This window comes from Butyricicoccus sp. AF18-9LB (assembly GCF_027684505.1).
Taxonomy (GTDB): Bacteria; Bacillota; Clostridia; order Oscillospirales; family Butyricicoccaceae; genus Agathobaculum; species Agathobaculum butyriciproducens.
Genome location: NZ_JAQCWA010000035.1, coordinates 1 through 19943 on the forward strand (window position 1 = coordinate 1; position 19943 = coordinate 19943).

The following is a 19943-nucleotide window of genomic DNA, read 5'->3' on the forward strand; positions in this document are numbered from 1 at the left end:
CCTCTTTGCGGAGGATGGAGAGGCGGATTTGCCGCCCGTAGGGCAACTTATGTGTCCGTCAGGAGAGGATAGCGAAATCAATACATATAGAAGTGATTACCGCTGAAAGAAGATCTACAGTATTCCACAGATATTATCATTACACCCGATGCAGGCCATAAAATTAAGGCACTACCGCATAATGCAAATCCGTGGCAAACGTGCCATAATAGAGCCATGAACAAACAAATGAGGCTGTCGGCCCTGAGCGATGAGCTGACACAGGTGCGGACAAAGAAACGAGAATGTTTAGCAGAGATCGACCGAATCGTACCGTGGGGAGAATGGATCAGTCTGATCCGAACGTACTATTACAAAGGAGAGCGCGGAAATAAGCCCTACGATCTAGAACGGATGCTTCGAATCTATCTGGTGCAGAATCTGTACAACCTGTCGGATATGGCAACGGTCGCCGAAGTAATTGACAGCCGGGATTTTTCGGATTTCTGCGGGGTAGAGTCCAGTAATCAGGTGCCGGATGGAGATACGCTGGGCAGATTTCGGAATATTCTTCTGAAAAACGGCATTCAACAGGAATTGTTTGCACAGGTCGTGGAACTTCTTACGCAGTGCGGCATGATTCTGAAACGCGGAACAATTGTGGATTCTACATTCATTGAGGCACCCTCTTCAACGAAGAATCAGAAAAAAGAGCGTGATTCGGAAGCACATTCTGCGAAAAAAGGAAATGTCTGGCATTTTGGTATAAAGCACACATCGGTGTGGATTCTGAAAGCGGACTTGTCCACACAGTGCAGGTGACTGCTGCCAATGTGCATGATGTCTGTGTTACTGCCGATCTTCTCACCGGTGAGGAAGAACAAGTCTACGGTGACAGCGGATATCTTGGAGCAGAAAAGCGTCCCGAAGCCAGAAAGAAAAATACGGCCGGAAAGAAAATACGTTACAAAATCAATCGTTGTCCTAGTCAGAGTAAAAATAACTCTGCCCGTTCTCAGGCACAGATCAAGCGGCGCGAGCATGAGAAATCTTCGGTTCGTGCCAAAGTCGAACATGTCTTTGCGGTTTTGAAGCTCCAGTTTCGATACCGAAAGACACGATACAGGGGTGTGCAAAAACAAACTGCAAAAGTGAATATCCTGCTCACATTGGCAAATCTGATCCTCGCTGACAGACCCGGTCTGACGGCTTGATTTGTTTTTGCCTTTCGAGCAAATTCAGGAGAGTTTCCAGCTGTTTACGGGTTGGTTGCTCTCCGTTTTTTTTATGGCATTGCGCGGTGTTGCCTTACAGATGTCAAGGTAGATGGCGAGAGCAAAGGTGTAATCAATAAAGTCACTTTTGACACCAGTGATTATTCTCAAGATCACACCGTAACCGCCGAATTCGAAAAGCTTACTTACACCTTGACGATTGTCAACGGCGAGGATTCGCAAACTTCCACTGTGGATTATGGCAAGCGAAATGCACCTGCTGCGCCCACAAAGGCTGGGTTTGTGTTCACTGGCTGAAAGGTGGAAAACTCTGACCCTGCGCTGGTCTACTACGCCGGTCAGGAATTCAATGTCACCGGCAATATGACCCTTACCGCCCAGTGGCCGGCGGTCGAGAATTGGAGCAAAGACCCGTCCGAAACGGAGAACCCCGGCAAGCAGGATGTTGACGTTGATGTAAAGGTCGATGTAGCCGTAGCCGTCAATGTGGGCGTTGCCGCACATGTGGCTGTTGCCACAAGTAAGGACACACTGGGCAATGATATTCGTGACATGCTGAAGAACGTTGTAACAAACGACGCATCGGTCAGCGATAACATCGGCAAGGCAAACGAACTGCACGCGCTGCTGAACAAGGGCGCATCGGATATTGACGCCAATCTGACCGTTTCCGCAGTGCTTCAGAGCACCCCGACCGAAGATGAACTGAAAACTCTTATCGGCGAGGCATTCGACTCCAGTGAGCAGCCGCAGAAGTGGGAACCGAGCGTTACGCTGAACACCGTTGCGAAGGATGCCTCCAATTTGGAAATCGGCAGGGTGGAAAGTGCACCGATCAAGAAAACGAACATACCGATCGTATTCACGCTGACCACCGGTCGGAATCTCACTGGCAAAGACGTTCGCGTGCTGCATGTGCTGGACAGCAATGGCTCGACCGAAGTTGCAAACAGCACGGTCAAAGACGCAGCGTACGGCGTGGTAGGAGTGACTGCAAGCAGCTTCTCTCCCCTATATTATCCTTGTGAAGGATAAGCCGTCCTCCGGTCATCACAGCTCCGGCGGCTCGTCCGTCAGCAGTTATCCGGTATCCGTAACGGCTCCGATGAACGGCAAGCTGACCGCTGACAAGTCTAGTGCTGTCAAGGGCGCGACCGTCACCCTGAATGTTACTTACCCCTGATCAGGGCTATGAGCTGAGCAGGCTGACCGTCACCGACAAGGACGGCAAGGAGATCGTTCTCACTGACAAGGGCAACGGCAAGTACGCTTTCGTAATGCCGAGCGGCAAGGTTTCTGTTTCCGCTGCGTTCGGCGAAGTGAAGAGCAGCTCTGCTTTTGTCGATGTGCCTGCTGACTCTTGCTATGAGGACGGGCATCTGACAAGGGTGTTGGACGCAAGCCATTTTGCACCGGACGGTATCTGCACCCGTGCGCAGGCCGTCACCTTCCTGTGGCGCTCGCAGAAGTCCTCGACGGCAGACAGCGCGAAACCGTTTGCGGATGTTTCCGCTGACGCCTACTATGCCGATGCAGTGCTCTGGGCGGTCAAGGAAAGTGTGACCACCGGTACGACGGCAACTGCGTTCAGCCCCGACAGCAGCTGCACCAGAGCGCAGATCGTGACTTTCCTTTGGAGATTGTACGCAGACAAATGATAAAATAAGGGTCATAGGGATTTTTCTCTGTTAAGCTGGATATGCCCCATCAAATCCGTTGCTTGTTAGACCGATACCGCACTATTTCCGAATAAATAGAACCCAGAGTACAAACTGCCGTTTTGGCCTGTACTCTGGGTTTTGTTTAGTTATAAATCAGTTCGGATTCAACGATTTCTCCGGCGCGGTTCTGAATACCTTTCATACGGCGTACCCATTCCATCTGGTCGGCTGCTTTGAGCGCTTCAGTGATACCCTCGGCTGCCGCCATCTGTTTGGTAAGCTGAGCGAACATCTCGTTGGCGGCATGGTCAATCTCACGCTAATGCGCGTCCAACTTGCCGGCCTTGAACAGATACTGATACAAGTAGCGTTTATTCTGACGAAGATAGCGTCGATGGCGCAGACCATAGATACCGATTGGTTCCAGCTCTGGTTCTTCATCACCGGTGACGAGATAATAATCTTCAAGCAGCTCGTAAGTAAGTGCTGTGCGTTCATCTGTTATGAATTTTTTATTGTAACAACCTCCGCTTTGTATCGTGATTCTATGATAGCGGAGATTATCAAAATATACGAAAAACACGAAACCCTGCTGAGAATATTTCTCGGCAGGGTTTCGTGTCTTTGCGGCCCTTGTGCGTTAATTTCGCATTGCTTCGTTGTTAGCGCTGTTCATTGTTATGACGGCCTTTTTCGGATCACCCCCACGAGTGTGGGGAAAAGAATAGGATCCTCAAAGGAAGGAACATGCCCCACGAGTGTGGGGAAAAGAATAGGATCCTCAAAAAAAGGATCACGCCCCACGAGTGTGGGGAAAGGCGGATGTACTCGCCAACCGTAATTTCTCTTCGCGACAGGGAAATTACATTTGCTAGAGGCGAACAATTGTTCTATATATAATATACCTTATTTTGGCGAAAATGTCAAGTATAAATTGTGGAATTTTTGAAAAATATTTCATCTGATTCCTTTGTTGATACAAAAATAGACACGGTTCCCCCCAGAGTATGAAATGGGCTCGAAGACATCTGTGAGAGGAAAACGATGAAAGGCAATGTCATTACGGCAGGGGCTGTCCACGATAATGCTGGCAGGCGCAGGTGGGGAAATACTGCGATAGCTGCAACGGCTGGCATAAGACTGTGAAAATTTTCTCGTGAGCATGGCTGCATAAAGATAGAGAGGAGAGTCCCCGAGGCGGGGACTCTTAGTACATGCGGGATCGATGCTGGCCTTGATTTCAGTTAGGCTCATGTAATTTCTCTCTTGTCTGTGGGGTGAAAAATTCACCAGTAGGGAGTTTGAACGCAAGCGTTGTCTTGCCCGTTGCGCCGTGACGGTGCTTGGCCAGGTTGCATTCTACTCTTGCTGCTACTTTCTTATTGGTAGGGATAGGGCAAGAAGCATACATATCAGGTCGATACAAAAGCAGAACACCATCTGCATCCTGTTCGATTGAGCCAGAGTCGCGCAAGTCGGCCAAGATCGGATGCTTGTTCAGACGCTGTGCATTGGCGCGGTTAAGCTGGGCCAAACATAGGATGGGTACACCGAGTAATCGAGCGAGAGCCTTTAGGGCATTTGAAATAGCTGTAGTTGCCTCGTACCGATTCCCGCAGTACGGTTCTGACCGCAGAAGGCCGAGATAGTCGATGATAACCAACCGGAGGTTTTGGACCTGGCCAGCCAGAGCCTGAATGTCGCTGACGGTGAATGCACCCGGGCGATTAAAGACTAAGCGTTTTTGCTTCAACATTGGGAGCTGCTGCTTGATATGTACATACTCCATCTCTGAGAGATCGTGCATAATCAGGTGGTTTGCGGAGACTTTTGCAGCTCGGGCGAGACGGCGAGCTGTCAGTTGGTATTCGTCCATCTCAAGACTGATAAAAAGAACACTTCTGTCCTCGTTTGCGACGGCATCTGCAATTTGCAAAGCAAGTGCAGTCTTTCCACAGCCGGTGTTAGCGGCCAGAATATAAAGGCCGCCGTTAATCATGCCGCCTCCGAGAAGATTGTCAAGAGCGGTGATGCCGGTCGCAACGGGCGGGATGGGCTGCTCTTTCAGCTGTTGGAAGAAGCCATCAATTGCTGTGGCTCCCTCAATTAACTGGCACTGTTCCGTTGAGCTCGGGGTGTTGACTGGTGTGACAGCTGAACTGCTTTTTTGGGGAATGGGGTTTTGGTCTGCTCGCTGCTGGATGTTTTCGTCAATCTGGAGCTGCCCTTCCGGGATGTTTTTTAGCATGTTTATGCATTCTACAAATTGCGTGTGATCGCAAGCAAATACGACTAATTTGTCGAGGTACTTGTCATCAACACCTACTGCGGGTGCCAGAAAAGCGTGTCTCTCAGGGCATTTTCCTTCATCGATCAGAGCGTGTGCAGCATGGATAATTGCACGGTTTTTAACATCGGTGAAGTTTTCCTCGCTCAAATGTTGAAAAAGAAACTTCCAGGCACGTGGGTTTTCGATACAGGTTCCAAGAACCATTTTCTCGATTGTGAAACGGTTTTTAATCATCAATAGCTACCTCGTTTCCGTTTGCATCGAACTCCAGCGAAAAGAACGGTGCCGCATTGTTGTTAGAGGCCTGCACAGGGGGTTCATCCAACCAGCGGCAGTCCTGGAGGTACTTCGCTGGCGAAGGGCAATACTTTAGCCCGTCTTCCGAAAACGCTGGGGTATGCTTCTGCCATTCGAGGGCAGACAGTATTGCGGTCAGGGTGTCTGCATCAGGGTTCAGCTCGGCGAACACTTCACGGGCACGAGGCCGACAGGCCTTCTTGGGGTATGCCTCCCAGAATGTGGAGAAAGCGTTTTCGAGTTCCGTCTCGTTCTCCTTATTCTTCTCCTTCTTATTGTTCTTTTCGTTCTCTTTCTCCTTGGCATAGTTCGCATCCGTTCGCATATTGTCGGATGCGTTTGCTTCGTTACCATGCCAACGCTGATTAGCATTATCGCTATTCTTCTTACACTTCGCTTCGTAGTGGGTGTAGTCACGATCAATCTGACTCCTGATGGAAGAGAACAGCATAAACACTGCGGAATCTGCGGGGAAATCAGGAATGACGCCGGTCTGTGCGTAATTCAGCAGAGCGATAGTGAGCTTGCCACACTGCTCAGGGGGTAACAGTTGGAGCTGCTCCGTGTAAGAGTAGTACAGCTGGATGTATGCTCGTGCCATATGATCACTTCCTTTCTTCGATACGACGAATGCCGTGAACGGTATTGTTATTTACGTCTGTTGCCGGGGGCTGTGGGTTCTCGAGATACTCGAGCAATGCGTCGAAGTTGATGAGGCGGCGGTTACCGTTGCCTACGGGGACGGACGGGATGATTCCCTGATTGACAAGGCGCTTGATCAGCCGTGCGCTGACGGGGCTGTTTGGGTCGAGCTGGTGGATCTCGGATACTGCCTGGGAAATGTAGCGCATTCTTGCTGTTTTCATTAGTATTACCTCTTTCTGTATTTATCTACAATTATGAACAAACGGATGGAACTGCGTAATAATATTTGACATCACTTGCAGCTTGTAGTAGCATTATAGCAGCAGATATAAGCAAAGTACAGCACATAAATGATAGTTTATTCAACGTATTACAAATAATTGTTAGGAGTAACGAAATGACTAAAAACGAAGATAAAAAGAAAGAGCTCCCCATTTTTCAGGAAAGGCTCAATGCGGTAAAAGGTGACTTAACCATTGATCGTTTTGCACGCAAAGTTGGTGTTGCACGTGCTACAATGGGCGGATATTTGGCAGGGACGCGCTTACCCAAGGCAGATCACCTCAAACAAATAGCCGAGAAATGTGGTGTTTCTGCCGACTATCTGATCGGATTATCGGACGCTAAAGGTACAGACAATCGCGATATCAGCATAGCGTTAGGCCTGTCGGATGAAGCAATCGAGGTACTGCGGCAATCAAAGGAAAATCCGTTTCGCCATTTCGCGTATGATAAAATTATTGCAGATAAAGAGATCCTGCCAGGTATCACGCGGTACCTGTTTGCGTTCTTGGAATTTGAGCGCCTAAACAGCCAATACAGGGTTGTTCCGGTCAACGGAGTAAGCGGTGGATATGCAGATCACAAGATGATTAGGCTTATCACCTGGTTGCCTATGTGGAAACGTAACATGATTCGCGTTCTAAAACAACAGCAGCCGCTGTTAGACCGTCTGCTTCTGGAATATGTAGTCAGTGTAGCGGATGAGCTGACGTGCAGCGATATGGTTGGCGAGTACAACAATGAAGACGATTACAGTGATGAAAGTTTTGATCGGCCTGAGGTTGGTTCTCCTAAATGGATTGAAGAATTCGGCAAGGAAGAATACGAACAGTTCCTTAAAGAACAAAGCGAAAGGTGGGCGCAGTTTGATGAAAGTGAATTAAAAAAAGAACACGCAGAGGAACTAAAAACATATGACATAATCTGGGAAATATTGAAGCTGCGTAGAAAGGAGAAATGATAGGACTGCTATTGAAAAACGCGAACTGCAGACGGTGTTGTTTGAGGAGACGCATCTCAACGGTCAGGTGCTCAAGGACAATTAAATTTGTCTTTGACAGTGCATAATTGTGCAAAAAATACTCTGTCGAATGGTCATCGCTGATAACGAAGCAATTCAAAATTAAAGCACTATGGCCGTAAAGACACGAATCCCCTGCTGAGAATATTTCTCGGCAGGGGATTTTCACATATTCGCCTGTTTTATCCGTTATCACAGGATTACAAAGCAAGGCGGAGGCTGCTGCAATCACGAATTAGTTTACAATGAAACGAACCCGGGGTACAGATTGAAAACGGCGGGCTGTACTCTGATCAGACCTCTATCGCAATTCATTTCTCAGTCCAATCATATCTGTGACCTGTATCTTCCGATATCCCAGCCGGACAAGCCCTTTTTTCGCAAAGCCCGCAAGTATCCGGGCAACCGTAGTGCGATGCAGATTCAGACACACAGATAGCTCTTCCTGCGTATAGGGAAGCGTATGATCGACGATCCCCAGTTCTTCCTGATCATTTTTTGCTGGGGAACTCTGCCAGCAGTCACAAAACTGACATTGACAAGTATTTCTAATATGCAGGTGCTTTTCATCAGCTCCCTGATTGCTGCAGGGTGTCTTTACATTTACCTTTTTGCCAGCGGACGCATCCGCCTTTTTCACACATTAACAGGTTCTGACATATGGCAGCTAATCGGACTGGGCTTCCTCAGGAATTTCCTGTATTCCGCCTTCTGCTATGCGAGTCTGCGGCTGCTGCCATCAACGGACGCCTGTGTTATCAATTATCTCTGGCCGATTGTTGCGACCGTTTGCGCCGCAATCATTTTGCACGAAAAGATCAAAGCAGCAGAATGGGCTGCGGTTCTGCTTTCCTTTACAGGCGTCGCAGTCATTTCAACTAAAGGCAGCGGCATAGAACTGACGAATATGCGGGGCATTCTGCTGTGCATTGCCGGCGCGGTATGTTACGGTGTGTTCAATGTGCTGAACAAGAAAAAGGGGATAGACCAGCTTCTCTGCACAGCGGTATATTTTACGGTAACGGCGGTCTGCTCTGCATCGATCTTGCTGGTGAACGGCGATATTGCGCCCATGTCTGGCGTTGAATGGGCAGGAATGCTGTGGCTGAGTGTATTTATAGACGCTTTGGCGATCTTTGCATGGGGAGCGGCACTTCAGATGTCAGAGGTTGGATTTCTGTCCAATCTTGCCTATTTGACGCCTGTAGTTGCCATGGTGATTTCTTATATGACACTCGGAGAGCCAATCGAATCCTACGCCATCATCGGAATGCTGTTTGTTTTGGGAGGATGTCTGCTTCAGGTTTTTTTAAGAAGATGTGCGGGCAGAAAAATAAAACAAGCTGTTAGATATACATACAGCAGTCTTCAACTGCGGCAAAGAAAATAAAAGATGGACAGAGTATGTCCATGCCCGAAGGTATACTGTAATCAGAAAACATAAATGGTGTCCTAAAACGTGGTACACCACATCTGATTATCTATTTCGGGAGGAAATTGTATGAACACCTATTCTGGCTTTTCATTTAACCTTGCGTCTGCTTTTCTGCAAAACCATGCAAAAGAGTCTGCTTGCATTTCTCCGGTCAGCCTGCTGATGCCGCTGGCAGCGGTAGCAAGTGCTGCGGCAGGGGATACCAGAGCGGAATTTGCAAAGGTTCTCGGCGGTCCTGTCAGTGATCCGCAGCAGCTTCTGCGGGAGATACACGAAATCTGCAATGTGCTCAACGATTGTCCGGCGGTTCGCGAATTGACCAATACAATTGAAGGCGACAAGATGCACGCTTTTCAGTCGGTGTTCAAGGAGAACATGCACCGCACTTTTGGAGAAAAGATAGGCATGCAGTCGGGAGAAACAGATAATATCAAGCTGACAAATGTTACGCATTTCAAGGACGGCTGGATCAAGCACTTTTCGGAGCAGGAGGAGCGGTTTTACACTACTCCGCACGGCGTAGAGCAGCACGGCGAAAAAGTACCGTTTCTTTATTATAATGATGAGAAGCTGGCCTATACGAAAAATGATAGTATATCCCAATCTGCTGTAAAATTCAACCGCAGTTTTTACAACGCATGAATTTTATTGATTTCCAATTTGCCAAGCCCGTTTGCTAAGCCCTATCATCCGCCAAAAAGGCGGCCTCGGACTATACCGCTGCCGCCTTGCAAATAATTTAATGCCTAATATGGTGTTTGGAGACGGAGTCAGCCGCAGTCAGGTTATTACCAGAGGGCCTGTTTTACATAAACATCACGACCCAGCAATTGGATGATGCAGCCAAATGCTCCTGCGCGCCAGATACGAATTTTGTTTGCTTTCGCCGCAAACATACTCTCGCCAAGAACGTCATCGAAAATACGGATTTCAGACGTCAACTCGCCAACCAGACGATAATGTGCGCCAATCGCTGTATCTTCGTTGCAAATGTATGCGTAATAACTGGAGCTGCTGCCAAAATCCAGCGAAACAATTTTCCAGTCCATCAAGTCATCAGTCAAACCGACTGCAAAAAGCGAACGGTGATCCGACTCTCCGATAGATGCCCGGGGAGCATCCTTGTAGCGGAGCACATTGCGCATCAAATGCTCCTTTTCGTTTCATTTACGGTTTGCTTCTTTGTAAAGCGCTAACATTTCGCTATCCATTACAGTTGTCCTTTCGTTTTATTGATAATTGTGTAATATGAGAATACAAAATTGTCTAAGTGACTCTTCAAAATCCTCATATATACTATATATATCTCGTCACATAAAATGTAGCGCTTCTTTCAGAGCGTTTACAGTTTGTTCATAATTTAATTCGCATTCAGCAGATAGAAGCGGCGCTTCAAGCACTTTTCACAACAGTAACACTACTGAATCACCGCCAGTCTTGCCAGAATTTCTTTCGCAGACAGCCAGATTTCCTCCAGCCGGTTCTGCAAATCCTGAATATCATCTGCATAAATGGAGTTGGTCGCGTTGGCGCGTTTTGCGTACTGATTGAGATTGTTGCTGCAATAGCGCAGCAGCGAGACCATTTTCTTGACGTCCTCCAGTTCCAGATTCACACAGTAGCCGTCCAGTGCCATTTTGCGGAGATAGGCGCTTTTGTTTTGTATCCCGACCTCCTGCATTTTCTGATGCATTCGGTCCAGTTCATCCTGCGACATGACAAAGTGAACCCATTTGTTTCTCGGCTGCATGGAGCACCTCCTGTTGATTGTATGGTGGTAAACAGCAGGGAAGAAGCGCAGATGTTACCGTGCTTCCTCCTGCATCTTCTGTTTGTTCCGAGCATGTTTTGACGGCTTTTCCTTTTCGGCTTTGGCCTTTTTCGCCTGCAAATCAGCGAGGGCAGAGGGCGGCGCAAACTCCGCTTCTTTCTGATTGATAACAGTCCAGAACCGCTGACACTGTTCCCGCGACAGGCCAAGCGTTTCGTCCTCTATAAATCGGCAGGCAACGTCCTTGACAGCCTGTATCGTTTCGGCCTGCTCGACCTCAGAAGTCCAGTAATGCAGCTCTGCCGCCGAGATCAGAACAGGCTCCAGTCGGCGCAGCTCACTTTCCGGCATAGCCTCCCAGATGTCCTTTCCCTCGGAATGGATGGTAAAGCCTTCACCGTCATCGTGCTGCGATAAATGGAGCTTCAGCGTCATTGCTTCACCGGCAATCTCACAGGAAAAGGTGTGCTCTGCCATACGGGATAAGGGCATGTATTCGGACCTGATGCACTCGATATGCTTCACATCCGCCGCCGTCAGATGCGCCCAGACATATTCCCGGTGCAGGTCTGCAAGGTGAGAGTCGATTTCGGTAATCATCTCCGAAGCGGTCGTGCGGATTTTATCCAGTGATGCCCTGAGTTCGGGCAGTTCTTTGCCGTGCGACCAGCCTGCGACATAGGCGAAGCTGTAATCGCCGGTATCAATTCCGTAGTGCTGACAGACGGTAAAGGCAACAGACTCCGCTTCGACCTCCTTGTGGTTTCGTGTAAGCCGCGTTTCTGACGGATTTGCTTTTGCGGACGAGCCGATGGAATGAATCCTTTGATGCGCCATCTCGTGAATTGCGGTCTTGACAGTCTGCACCTGACTCATGCCCTCCTGAATAGCGATGCGATTTTCGACGACGTGAAAGTATCCTCTGGCGCCGTTCTCAATCTGTTCAAATTCAATGGGCACAGGGCAGGCGCGCGTTAATGCATCGAAAAACAGGTCGTACTGCGCGACATCGCCGGTCAGTTCATTGACACCGATTGTCGGCAGCGGCTTTCCGTCTGTCTGGCTGACATCGAAAACATTGACCACCTTGAACGCAGGCATAAGAACCTCCTGCGTTTCCTTCGCATTGGTTCCGTCCGGATTTTTCACGATTCTGCCGGTAGCCGTATCGGTCTTGTCGACCTCTATTTTCTTCTTATAGGGCGCAGGGGCGAGAATACGGATGCCGTTTGCCCCTTTGCGTACCTGACGCCCGAACTGCCTTTTCCAGGTGGTGTATCCGGCAACAAGCGTGGCATCCGGCTTCTGCATGGCAATCAGCAGGGTGTTATTCAGCGAATAATTATGGAACTTGGAAAGCGTTTTCAGATACTGCTTGAATTTTTCGCTCTCGAAAAGGGACTGAATACCTGCCTCCAGCTGGTCCGTAATGGCCTTTACCTTCTCAAGTTGCGAGGGATAGCTTTTCGGATCTGCGCTCATAAACATACCTCCCGGTTTTTCTTTTTAGGAGCGGAACGGGCATCGCTGTGCGGTCTGTTTGCGATTTCCTTTCGCTCCGCATGAATTCGTTCCAGCAGGGAATTCAGCTTTTCCTCTGCGACATCGGCAGCACGCTCCTCAACCATTTCGTAATCCATCGGAACGAAGCTCCTGCCCTGCCAGCCGAGATCCTGCAGGAGCATATCTCTGCACTGCTGAACGGTGATGTGCTTCAAATCAATATCGCCGCCGTCAATTTCGCTGAACTGCCGGTCATAAACAGAGTAGTCCCAGCCGGTTTCGGTGGACTGAATGGAGAGATATTCGCGGTGCCCAATCTGCCAGGCGGCCTGATTCGCCGTAATTTCCGGTTCGGGAGCGACTGTGCCGCCGCCGCGCTCCATCATCTCAGCGAACTCGCAGATGTGATAGACCCGGCCGGCAATTCTGGTGTGGTAATCATCAATATACACGCAGGGAGAAACAAAGTGCCTGCCTGCATAGTCGATCTGCACCTTGCCGCCGTCCGGGATACGGAACAGCTCGTTGTAGTCGCTGGTGATAAAACGGATGCTGTGATCGTGAGTATCCTCCGGATGCTCTTTTCGATAGGCGCGTCTGGCTTCCTTGATCTGCTCCAGCGTGCGAAGTGCAACTTCGGAAACTGCTTCACCTTTGAGCCCGATCTCCTGAAGCGCCATCACTCTGGCACAGGCGAGGGGATTGCGGATCGGGTTTTCCAGCATTTCCTCATAGGTGATCAGACCAGTGTGCTGGGCAGCACCGGTAGCTTTATCGAAGGTCTCATACGCAAACCCCGTCTGCGTGACCGTTTCCTTCAGGTGCAGGTAGGATTCGTGATCCACCAGATAAAGGGCTTCTTTCTTTTCAAACATCAACGTAATCTTTCTCCTTTCGCAAAAAAACAGCAGCCAGGCACCGAAGTGCATGACTGCTATGTAAGGAACGGTATTCTGTTTTAGGTCTGTAAACTGGAATTGTTCTAAATCTTCTCGGTTGCACCTTCTTGCCCTTCGGACAAGGAGTCTCCCTCGTTCAAAGTTCTTACAAAATTTCTGTTTAACGATTTCTTTTTCCGGTATTTTCTGTCCCTCGGATTTCCTCATGATAGAAATAATCTACGATCACCGGATGTCCCTGCGGGACTCTGCCATAAGGCATTTCATTATCCACAAAGGGACAATCATACTTCTTAGCCATTTCCTCAGCTTTTACTTCAAGTGCTTCAAAGTAGCTGCGGTTATGCTTGTTATAGATCTCATCGTAAAGCGGTACAAGATCAGGATGTTTTCCGGCGATATAATCCATAATTGTCTTCTTGAAACCGCCCCGAAGATTGAGATTTTCGAGCCAGAACAGATCGCACTGATCCTTTACCCGCTCAAAGATGGCTTCAAAATCCGTGATGCCGGGGAATACCGGAGATACGAAACAGACTGTACGGATTCCTGCGTCATATACCTGCTTCATAGCAGCGATACGCCGTTCAATGCTCGAAGCAGAGTCCATATCGTTCTTGAAATTTTCATCCAGTGTGTTGATCGACCATGAAACGGTCACCCGTCCAAGCTTCTTCAGCAGATCAATATCCCTTACCACAAGATCAGACTTTGTGCAGATCAGAATATCTGCGTCACTGCCAATCAACTGCTCCAGAAGTTTTCTGGTATTCCCGAATTGCTCCTCCTGTGGATTGTAGCCATCCGTCACAGAACCGACGACCACCCGCTGTCCGGCATATTTCTTCGGATTTTTAATTTCTGGCCAATGCTTCACATCAAGGAAAGTGCCCCATTCCTCCGTGTGTCCGGTAAAGCGCTTCATAAAAGAAGCATAGCAATACTTGCAGGCATGTGTACAGCCCACATAGGGATTGACCGAGTAACCGCCTACCGGCAGACTGGACTTGGTCATGATGTTCTTTGTTTCCACCTCACGAATGAGGATTCCATCGATTACTTCTACCATGATCTCTGTACCTCTAATACTTTATTGAATTCCTCCGGCATTTCCTGAATCATATTTTCATCCCCTATGATAGGGACAAGATCTTCCTTCATAAACACCGGAATGCCGAGCGCATGTGCTTGGTCTGTCAGAGACCATGCCCATTCCGGCTCCGTATGAACCTTCCTGCTCTGAACCCCGGTCATGGTGCCGACAACGATCCAGTTGATTCCGGAAAGGTCAACTGTACTGGGATCGTCGAATAACGGCTCAAAGGTAACATGGTAATGCTTTGCTCTGACGTTTTTCCGAAGGGCGTCGATACGCCACAGTTCTGCTTTCCTCGTCACCGTAACGCCAAACCATGCGTTTTCCAGATCGGTATCAAAATCCAGCAGATCGGGGCGCTTGGTAAGAAACAGGAACTGATGCTGTGGATTTTCACGGATCTTTGCAAATACCTCGTCTCTCCATTCCGGCTTCCATCCGGAGAGATCGCTCATGCCGGTAAGAAGAAAGTTCTGCGGACGTTTCTTTTCCATCATCTTGAGCTTGCCCGGAAAGAACTCAGGATCAGCAAAGTCATCAATCATATGCCAGCGCTTTACATTGTTGCGGGCATAGCAATATGTACACCCCACTGTACATCCGATGACGATATTCATGTTTTGAATCTGATCTTTGATACAAATACTCATGATTTCTGCCACTCCTCAAGATTCTTTCTGATGCGGTCGAGGTATTCCTCAAACTGGGTAATTTCTTCCTCCGAAAAACCTTTGTAGTAAATACTGCCCATTTTATCAGATACAGAATCGTATTCGTCCTTTAAGGCATGTGCTTTTTCAGTCAGAAACAGGAGTGTTTTCCTTTTGTCCGTTTCAGACTGAACACGGCTTATCAGTCCTTGATGTTCCATTCTTTCCAGCATCGTCGTAAGAGATGTTATCGCTAATCCGCATTTGACCGAGAGTGACCTGATCGAGATTCCATCCTCCTGCCACAGCACATAAAGAATACGCCCCTGGGCTCCATTGAACGCATCGATATTTTTTTCGCTGAGAATCTTCTCAAAAATCCGGTCACCAAGCTGTTTTATTTTGGTAACAAGAAATCCACCATTTGTTTTCATGCAAAAGCTCCTATATAGTAGTTTATAAAATCATACTATATAGGAGCTTTATTGTCAAGAGCTTGTATGTTTGAATAGAGGTAAATCCCGATTTGTCACTTTGTCTATGCTACAAATTATATCACACCGGTTTTTGAAAAACTACTTCTATATGTAAAGGCAGCCCGAAGGCTGCCCCAGGAATTAATCTTTTCCTTACTCCTCCATATCCTCTGGCTCGGGCATATATTCAGCATCGTCCTCGGGATAAGATTCGTCCTCGTATTCCTCCGGAAGCACGTATTCGTCCCCATCTTTATCGGTATAATCCGCATCCGGATCAGGTCGCTGTTCAGCGGCCTTTTTCTTTTTGGTCTGCATCATGAAATATCCACCGCCGCAGGCGATCAGGATGATGAACACACCGATGACCGGCAGCACGGGAGCGGCCTTCTTTTCTGCCTTTGGAGGTTCCTGCTGCTCGGGCTCCTCTGTTTCAGAGGGTGCCTGAGGCGCTGCTGCAGGCTCCTCCTTCTCGGCATTGGCGGCATCCTGCGCCGTCTGGAAGGACTTTACCTGCTCTTCGTCCATCAAGGCGAAAAGGTCTGCCTCATCCACCATGTTCAGAAGATGTACGTTCTCCTCGCCCTTGTCGTTGCGGTCAATAATGAGATAGAAGTAGTTGCCAGATTTCGTGACAAGGGTAATGAACTGCTGACCGGAACCGGAGGAAGACCCAATATCATCGACCAGTGTCAGATTGCCCTCGGGCGTGAGCGAAGTGCCGGTCTGATTGATGCTGTTCATCATGAGGTAAAGCATCATGGAGAGAAATTCCTCATCGACCGTTCCGCTTTCCTGCTCCTTTTTGAGCATGCCTACATAATCTTTATAGACATAGCCGGTCCGCTCGGGAACAACGACCTGATACCAGTCACCGTCCTTGCTGACCACCTGCACCTTCTCTCCGGGAAGCAGGTGACCGATCACCTCGTACTCCATGCCGGAGCCGGAGCGAAGGTTCAGATAGCTGTTCACGGCATCGCTGACCGTGCCGTCGGTTCTGTCCTGCCCGGCATCCTCGGCAGACCATTTCCAGTCACCGAAGGAGAAGGTGAGTCTGCCGTTCTCATCGACATCCACCTCGTAAGGCAGCTTTTCCTGCTCGGCCTGCGCTGCATCCGAAGTGGCATCCGAAGCGGCCTCTGTGTTTTCCGTAACCGGTGCAGTCTGCTTTGCGGCAGTTTCGGTGTCGGCGGCAAAGCAGGTCGCAGGAAGTACGCCTGTCATCAGAAAGCCAGCCATAAGACCTGCCGTCATTCGCTTAATATTCATTTTCGGTTTCCTCCTTGTCATAGTCCGATACGCTGTTCTGCTGCGGATAAACACCGACAGTCCCCTGGGCGGCCAGTGAGATGATCTGGGCGAGCTGCTCCGGCGTCAGATTGGCAGCGTGCACCATGGAATGGATGACACCGTTCTCCTCCTCGCGGTAGCGGTTCTCCAGATCCTTTACGCGCTGATTCCATTCGGCCTGCTTTTCGCGGGCACGCTTCAAATCAGCGCCAATCCTTTCGAGTTTTGTCATGTCTGAAACCTCCTGTCAGGTTGGAATTCGCCCATAGCAGTAGAAATGCTCCTGCCAGTAGGACGTGTTGACGGATGCGTAGGAAATCGGGTTGCCGCAGTGAATCATCATGCCGTTGCCGACATAAATGCCAACGTGGCTTGCACCCGAGGTGTTATAGGTTTTCTGGAAGAAAATCAGATCGCCGGGCCGTGCATCACTCGGCCGGATGATTTTGCAGTAGTTTCTGAGCCCTTCGGCGGTCGTGCGCCCTACATTCCAGCCGTTGCCGCAGTGGTCAATGACATAGCAGACAAAGCCGGAGCAGTCAAAGCTGGTCGATGGGGAAGAGCCGCCCCAGACATACGGATAGCCGAGATATTTCTCTGCTTCACGGATCATGTTGGCAAAGCGCTGGTCGGTCAGCGCCTCGCCGGGAATATCGTATTTCAGATAGTCACTGCCTGCCGAAACATAGGGATCGTCGGCAAAGAGATAGTCTTTGTTGCCCTTTGTCTGCAGCAGAATGGCGTAGCGCTCGGACTGATCCTCGTTCATGCCGCCGGACTCGGTGATGACATGCCCGAGATTTTTGTTCACGAGCGTGATATTGAGAATTTTCCGCTTTCGGGATACCACCTTCTCGATTTTCAGCTCATATTGCAGATCAAAGAGCGTTTGCAGGGTGGACTGCACCTCGCTTCGGCTGTAATCCTCGAACAGAACCGTCAGATAGGCGGTCAGCTGATAGGGGTCATGACCGATCTCATCGAGATAGTAGTTATATTGATCGTATCCGGAACAGGTCGATTCGATGTTGTCGATCTTTTTCTGAAGAGCAGCTTCGAGCGCTTTGTAGTCATCGTTTGCGCCGATAATATCTCTGTCCTTTGCGGTGAAGGTGGTCGCAACGACAGCGCTCGAACTGCCTGGCAAAAACGCAGAGCAGGAGGAAAGGGCAGAGGACACCATCGTGAAAAGGAGCATCACGGCTCCGACGGCGAGAAAGAGCTGCGGATGCTTTGCCGCCTGCTCAAAGAGCTTATCCTTGAAATCTGTGAGCTTCTGTCCAATCGACTTGATGCCCGCAGTGCCTTCTTTGGCTGCAGAACCTGCATTTGCTGCAGTCGCCTCGGCTCTTTTGGCGGCGGCGTATTCCTTGCGGATCGCCTTTTTCTGCTGCCATCGGGAGAGTGGATTGGAGAACTCCTCCGGATGCTCCGCCATGCGTTCCTGATAGAGCGCCTCGACGTTCGCGGCATCGGATTTGTTTTGCAGATGCTCTGCCTTCCGGTATGCTTTCAGCTTCCTGCTGTAAATGCTATGCTCGACGGCATGGGCGCTGAGTTCAGTCACTTGTGCTGAGGTGTCCGCCGCCTGCACGGCCGTGTTTTCATCCTGGTTGTCCGCAGCAATCTGTCTGTGAACGGTGTCGGAAACGACAGCCGCCGCAGAGCGAGCCATCGAGCGGGTGAAGCGGCGGCCCCTGCCGGTCAGTTCACCGGCAGGGATCTCCTGCTTTTCGAAGGTAAGATGCACTTTGCGCTCAGCGGTTTTGTCTGCTTTCAGCTTGAGCCTGCGTCTTTTCGGCGCTTTTTCGGCGGCACGGTTTGCCCTGTCTGCTGCTTTTTCGGCTTTGGCGGCGGCCTGCCTGACCTTCGGACTGGCAAGCTCCTCTTTCGTGAAGCGCAGTCTGGTTGCCTTCCTTGTCATATCACGCCTCCTTCGTCTCCGAAATGTCGGATAATTTGGTCGTCATTATTTTATAAAGCGCCAAATCAGTCGGGAAGTGATCCACGAACGGAAGGATGACATTCCCGTAGAACAGCAGGCCTTCGCCCTCACCGGAATGGGTCACATAAGAGAGCTGGTGAGGGGAAATGTTCAGCTGCTGCGCCAGGATCTGGCGGTCACCGGCAGCCTGATTCAGCATATACACGAAATCAGAGTTCTCAAAGATGTTCTCCACCTCGCGGCTGGACAGCAGGTCTTTGACGTTCTGCGTGATGCCGGTGGGAATGCCGCCCCATTTACGGAAGCGCTTCCAGATCTCCACGGAGTAGGCGGCGGTCTGCTCCTCCTTCAGCAGAAGGTGAAACTCATCCATATAGTAGCGAGTGGTCTTACCTGCGCTGCGGTTGGCCGTCACGCGGCCCCACACCTGGTCCTGTACGATGAGCATGCCAATCTTCTTCAGCTGCTTGCCAAGCTCCTTGATGTCATAGCAGACAAAACGGTTGTTGATGTCCACATTGGTCCTGTGATTGAACAGGTTCAGAGAGCCCTTCACGTAGATCTCAAGCGCCGTTGCCACACGGTGCGCTTCCTTTTCCTCCTGCTGCAGAAGCGCATGGTAGAGATCTTCCAGCAGCGGCATATTTTCCGGCTTCGGATCCTCAAAGTAGTGCTGATAGATCTGATGCACACAACGGTCGATGACAGTCTTTTCAATGGGCTGCAGGCCCTCCTTGCCGCCGACGATCAGCTCGCAAAGAGAAAGAATGAAATCAGCCTTCAGCGCCAGAGGATTGTCATCCTCAGAGTAGGACTTATTGATATCCATGGGGTTGATATAGTGGGTGCTAGTCGGGCGGATCTTAATGACCTGACCTTCCAGGCAGTTGACCAGCGGGGTATACTCCGCCTCGGGATCGCAGATGATGACATCATCATCGGTGACCAGAAAGGCGTTGGTGATCTCACGTTTTGCAGAGAAGGACTTGCCGGAACCGGGTGTGCCGAGGATCAGCCCGTTCGGGTTCTTCAGCTTCTTTCGGTCTACCATAATCAGATTGTTGGAGAGAGCATTCAGCCCGTAATACAAGGCTTCATCGCCGTTCTGGAACAGCTCCTGCGTGGTAAAGGGGATGAAGATTGCCGTGGAGCTGGTGGTCAGCGCCCGCTGGATCTCGATCAGGTTATTCGCAAGAGGGAGGCTGCTCATCAGGCCCTGCTCCTGCTGGAAGTCCAGCCTTCTCAGGTTGCAGTTGTGCTTCTGGGCGATGGAGCTGGCCTGAAACACATTGTTTTCAAGCTCCTGCTCCGTCTTGCCGGTGTTCATGATGAGAAAGGTGATCAGGAACATGCGCTCGTTCTGAGACTGCAGCTCCTTCAGAAGAGCCTTCGCATCCTTGCCGTAGGTAGCCAGATCCGAAGGGAATAGCGATAGGTAAGCCTTTGAAGTTATCTCCAGCTTTTC

General features: G+C 49.8%; 20 protein-coding genes and 3 pseudogenes. 7 read left to right on the top strand and 16 right to left on the bottom strand.

Going from position 1 to position 19943, the window contains the following annotated elements:
* The first annotated feature begins 228 nt into the window (after positions 1–228).
* From PGY33_RS13200 to PGY33_RS13215, 4 genes and pseudogenes are all read left to right on the top strand, one after another.
* Positions 229–1193 (top strand): annotated as a pseudogene (locus PGY33_RS13200) (IS5 family transposase).
* A 321-nt stretch (positions 1194–1514) separates the two neighbouring features.
* A complete protein-coding gene (locus PGY33_RS13205; RefSeq protein WP_118478702.1) occupies positions 1515–2249 on the top strand; it encodes a hypothetical protein in 735 nt (244 codons plus the stop codon).
* A complete protein-coding gene (locus tag PGY33_RS13210) occupies positions 2239–2397 on the top strand; it encodes a hypothetical protein (RefSeq protein ID WP_158575066.1) in 159 nt (52 codons plus the stop codon). The genes PGY33_RS13205 and PGY33_RS13210 overlap by 11 nt, the downstream gene beginning before the upstream one ends.
* Positions 2381–2872 (top strand): S-layer homology domain-containing protein, encoded by a 492-nt coding sequence (locus PGY33_RS13215; RefSeq protein WP_118478704.1) that lies wholly within the window; start codon positions 2381–2383, stop codon positions 2870–2872. Before PGY33_RS13210 ends, PGY33_RS13215 begins: the two co-directional genes overlap by 17 nt.
* A gap of 145 nt (positions 2873–3017) precedes the next feature.
* Here PGY33_RS13215 and PGY33_RS13220 read toward each other — a convergent pair.
* The 4 genes and pseudogenes from PGY33_RS13220 to PGY33_RS13235 all read right to left on the bottom strand — a co-directional run bounded on the left by PGY33_RS13220 (position 3018) and on the right by PGY33_RS13235 (position 6328).
* Positions 3018–3458: pseudogene (locus PGY33_RS13220) on the bottom strand (TnpV protein).
* 657 nt (positions 3459–4115) lie between these two features.
* Entirely contained in the window at positions 4116–5399 is a 1284-nt protein-coding gene (locus PGY33_RS13225) for a DnaB-like helicase C-terminal domain-containing protein (protein WP_118478708.1), read from the bottom strand.
* Complete coding sequence (locus tag PGY33_RS13230) at positions 5392–6063, bottom strand: DUF6291 domain-containing protein (RefSeq protein ID WP_118478710.1); 672 nt, start codon at positions 6061–6063, stop codon at positions 5392–5394. The genes PGY33_RS13225 and PGY33_RS13230 overlap by 8 nt, the downstream gene beginning before the upstream one ends.
* A gap of 4 nt (positions 6064–6067) precedes the next feature.
* Positions 6068–6328, bottom strand: a complete 261-nt coding sequence (locus PGY33_RS13235) for a helix-turn-helix domain-containing protein (RefSeq protein ID WP_118478712.1) — start codon at positions 6326–6328, stop codon at positions 6068–6070.
* Between the two features lie 176 nt (positions 6329–6504).
* Between PGY33_RS13235 and PGY33_RS13240 the strand changes: the two genes are divergently transcribed.
* Positions 6505–7350: a helix-turn-helix domain-containing protein gene (locus PGY33_RS13240; RefSeq protein ID WP_118753570.1), complete on the top strand. Its 846-nt coding sequence runs from the start codon at positions 6505–6507 to the stop codon at positions 7348–7350.
* 361 nt (positions 7351–7711) lie between these two features.
* On the opposite strand, the gene PGY33_RS14600 is transcribed toward PGY33_RS13240, so the two are convergent.
* Entirely contained in the window at positions 7712–7843 is a 132-nt protein-coding gene (locus PGY33_RS14600) for a helix-turn-helix domain-containing protein (RefSeq protein ID WP_158575067.1), read from the bottom strand.
* A gap of 30 nt (positions 7844–7873) precedes the next feature.
* On the opposite strand from PGY33_RS14600, the gene PGY33_RS13245 reads away from it, so the two are divergent.
* Positions 7874–8800 (top strand): DMT family transporter, encoded by a 927-nt coding sequence (locus PGY33_RS13245; protein ID WP_118478718.1) that lies wholly within the window; start codon positions 7874–7876, stop codon positions 8798–8800.
* Positions 8801–8911: 111 nt separating this feature from the next.
* Positions 8912–9487, top strand: a complete 576-nt coding sequence (locus PGY33_RS13250) for a serpin family protein (RefSeq protein ID WP_118478720.1) — start codon at positions 8912–8914, stop codon at positions 9485–9487.
* 146 nt (positions 9488–9633) lie between these two features.
* Here PGY33_RS13250 and PGY33_RS13255 read toward each other — a convergent pair whose 3' ends face one another.
* The 11 genes and pseudogenes from PGY33_RS13255 to PGY33_RS13305 form a co-directional block, all read right to left on the bottom strand.
* Positions 9634–9990, bottom strand: coding sequence for a hypothetical protein (locus PGY33_RS13255; RefSeq protein WP_118478722.1), 357 nt, complete (start codon positions 9988–9990; stop codon positions 9634–9636).
* A gap of 272 nt (positions 9991–10262) precedes the next feature.
* Positions 10263–10595, bottom strand: a complete 333-nt coding sequence (locus PGY33_RS13260) for a plasmid mobilization protein (RefSeq protein WP_118478724.1) — start codon at positions 10593–10595, stop codon at positions 10263–10265.
* A gap of 576 nt (positions 10596–11171) precedes the next feature.
* A pseudogene (locus PGY33_RS13265) lies at positions 11172–12098 on the bottom strand (ArdC-like ssDNA-binding domain-containing protein); the annotation flags it as partial.
* Positions 12095–12994, bottom strand: a complete 900-nt coding sequence (locus tag PGY33_RS13270; protein ID WP_270478996.1) for an LPD16 domain-containing protein — start codon at positions 12992–12994, stop codon at positions 12095–12097. The pseudogene PGY33_RS13265 and the gene PGY33_RS13270, both read right to left, overlap by 4 nt.
* 184 nt (positions 12995–13178) lie before the next feature.
* Positions 13179–14087, bottom strand: a complete 909-nt coding sequence (locus tag PGY33_RS13275) for a radical SAM mobile pair protein B (protein WP_118753563.1) — start codon at positions 14085–14087, stop codon at positions 13179–13181.
* A complete protein-coding gene (locus PGY33_RS13280) occupies positions 14081–14764 on the bottom strand; it encodes a radical SAM mobile pair protein A (protein ID WP_118478732.1) in 684 nt (227 codons plus the stop codon). The genes PGY33_RS13275 and PGY33_RS13280 overlap by 7 nt, the downstream gene beginning before the upstream one ends.
* Positions 14761–15198: a radical SAM mobile pair system MarR family transcriptional regulator gene (locus PGY33_RS13285; RefSeq protein WP_118478734.1), complete on the bottom strand. Its 438-nt coding sequence runs from the start codon at positions 15196–15198 to the stop codon at positions 14761–14763. Before PGY33_RS13285 ends, PGY33_RS13280 begins: the two co-directional genes overlap by 4 nt.
* Positions 15199–15393: 195 nt before the next feature.
* On the bottom strand, positions 15394–16512 hold the full coding sequence (locus PGY33_RS13290; RefSeq protein WP_270478999.1) for a CD1107 family mobile element protein: 1119 nt from the start codon (positions 16510–16512) through the stop codon (positions 15394–15396).
* Entirely contained in the window at positions 16502–16765 is a 264-nt protein-coding gene (locus PGY33_RS13295) for a DUF4315 family protein (protein WP_118648705.1), read from the bottom strand. Before PGY33_RS13295 ends, PGY33_RS13290 begins: the two co-directional genes overlap by 11 nt.
* Positions 16766–16780: 15 nt before the next feature.
* Positions 16781–18457, bottom strand: a complete 1677-nt coding sequence (locus PGY33_RS13300) for a C40 family peptidase (RefSeq protein ID WP_270479001.1) — start codon at positions 18455–18457, stop codon at positions 16781–16783.
* Between the two features lies 1 nt (position 18458).
* A partial coding sequence (locus PGY33_RS13305) for a VirB4-like conjugal transfer ATPase, CD1110 family (protein ID WP_270479003.1) occupies positions 18459–19943 on the bottom strand: 1485 nt, incomplete at its 5' end.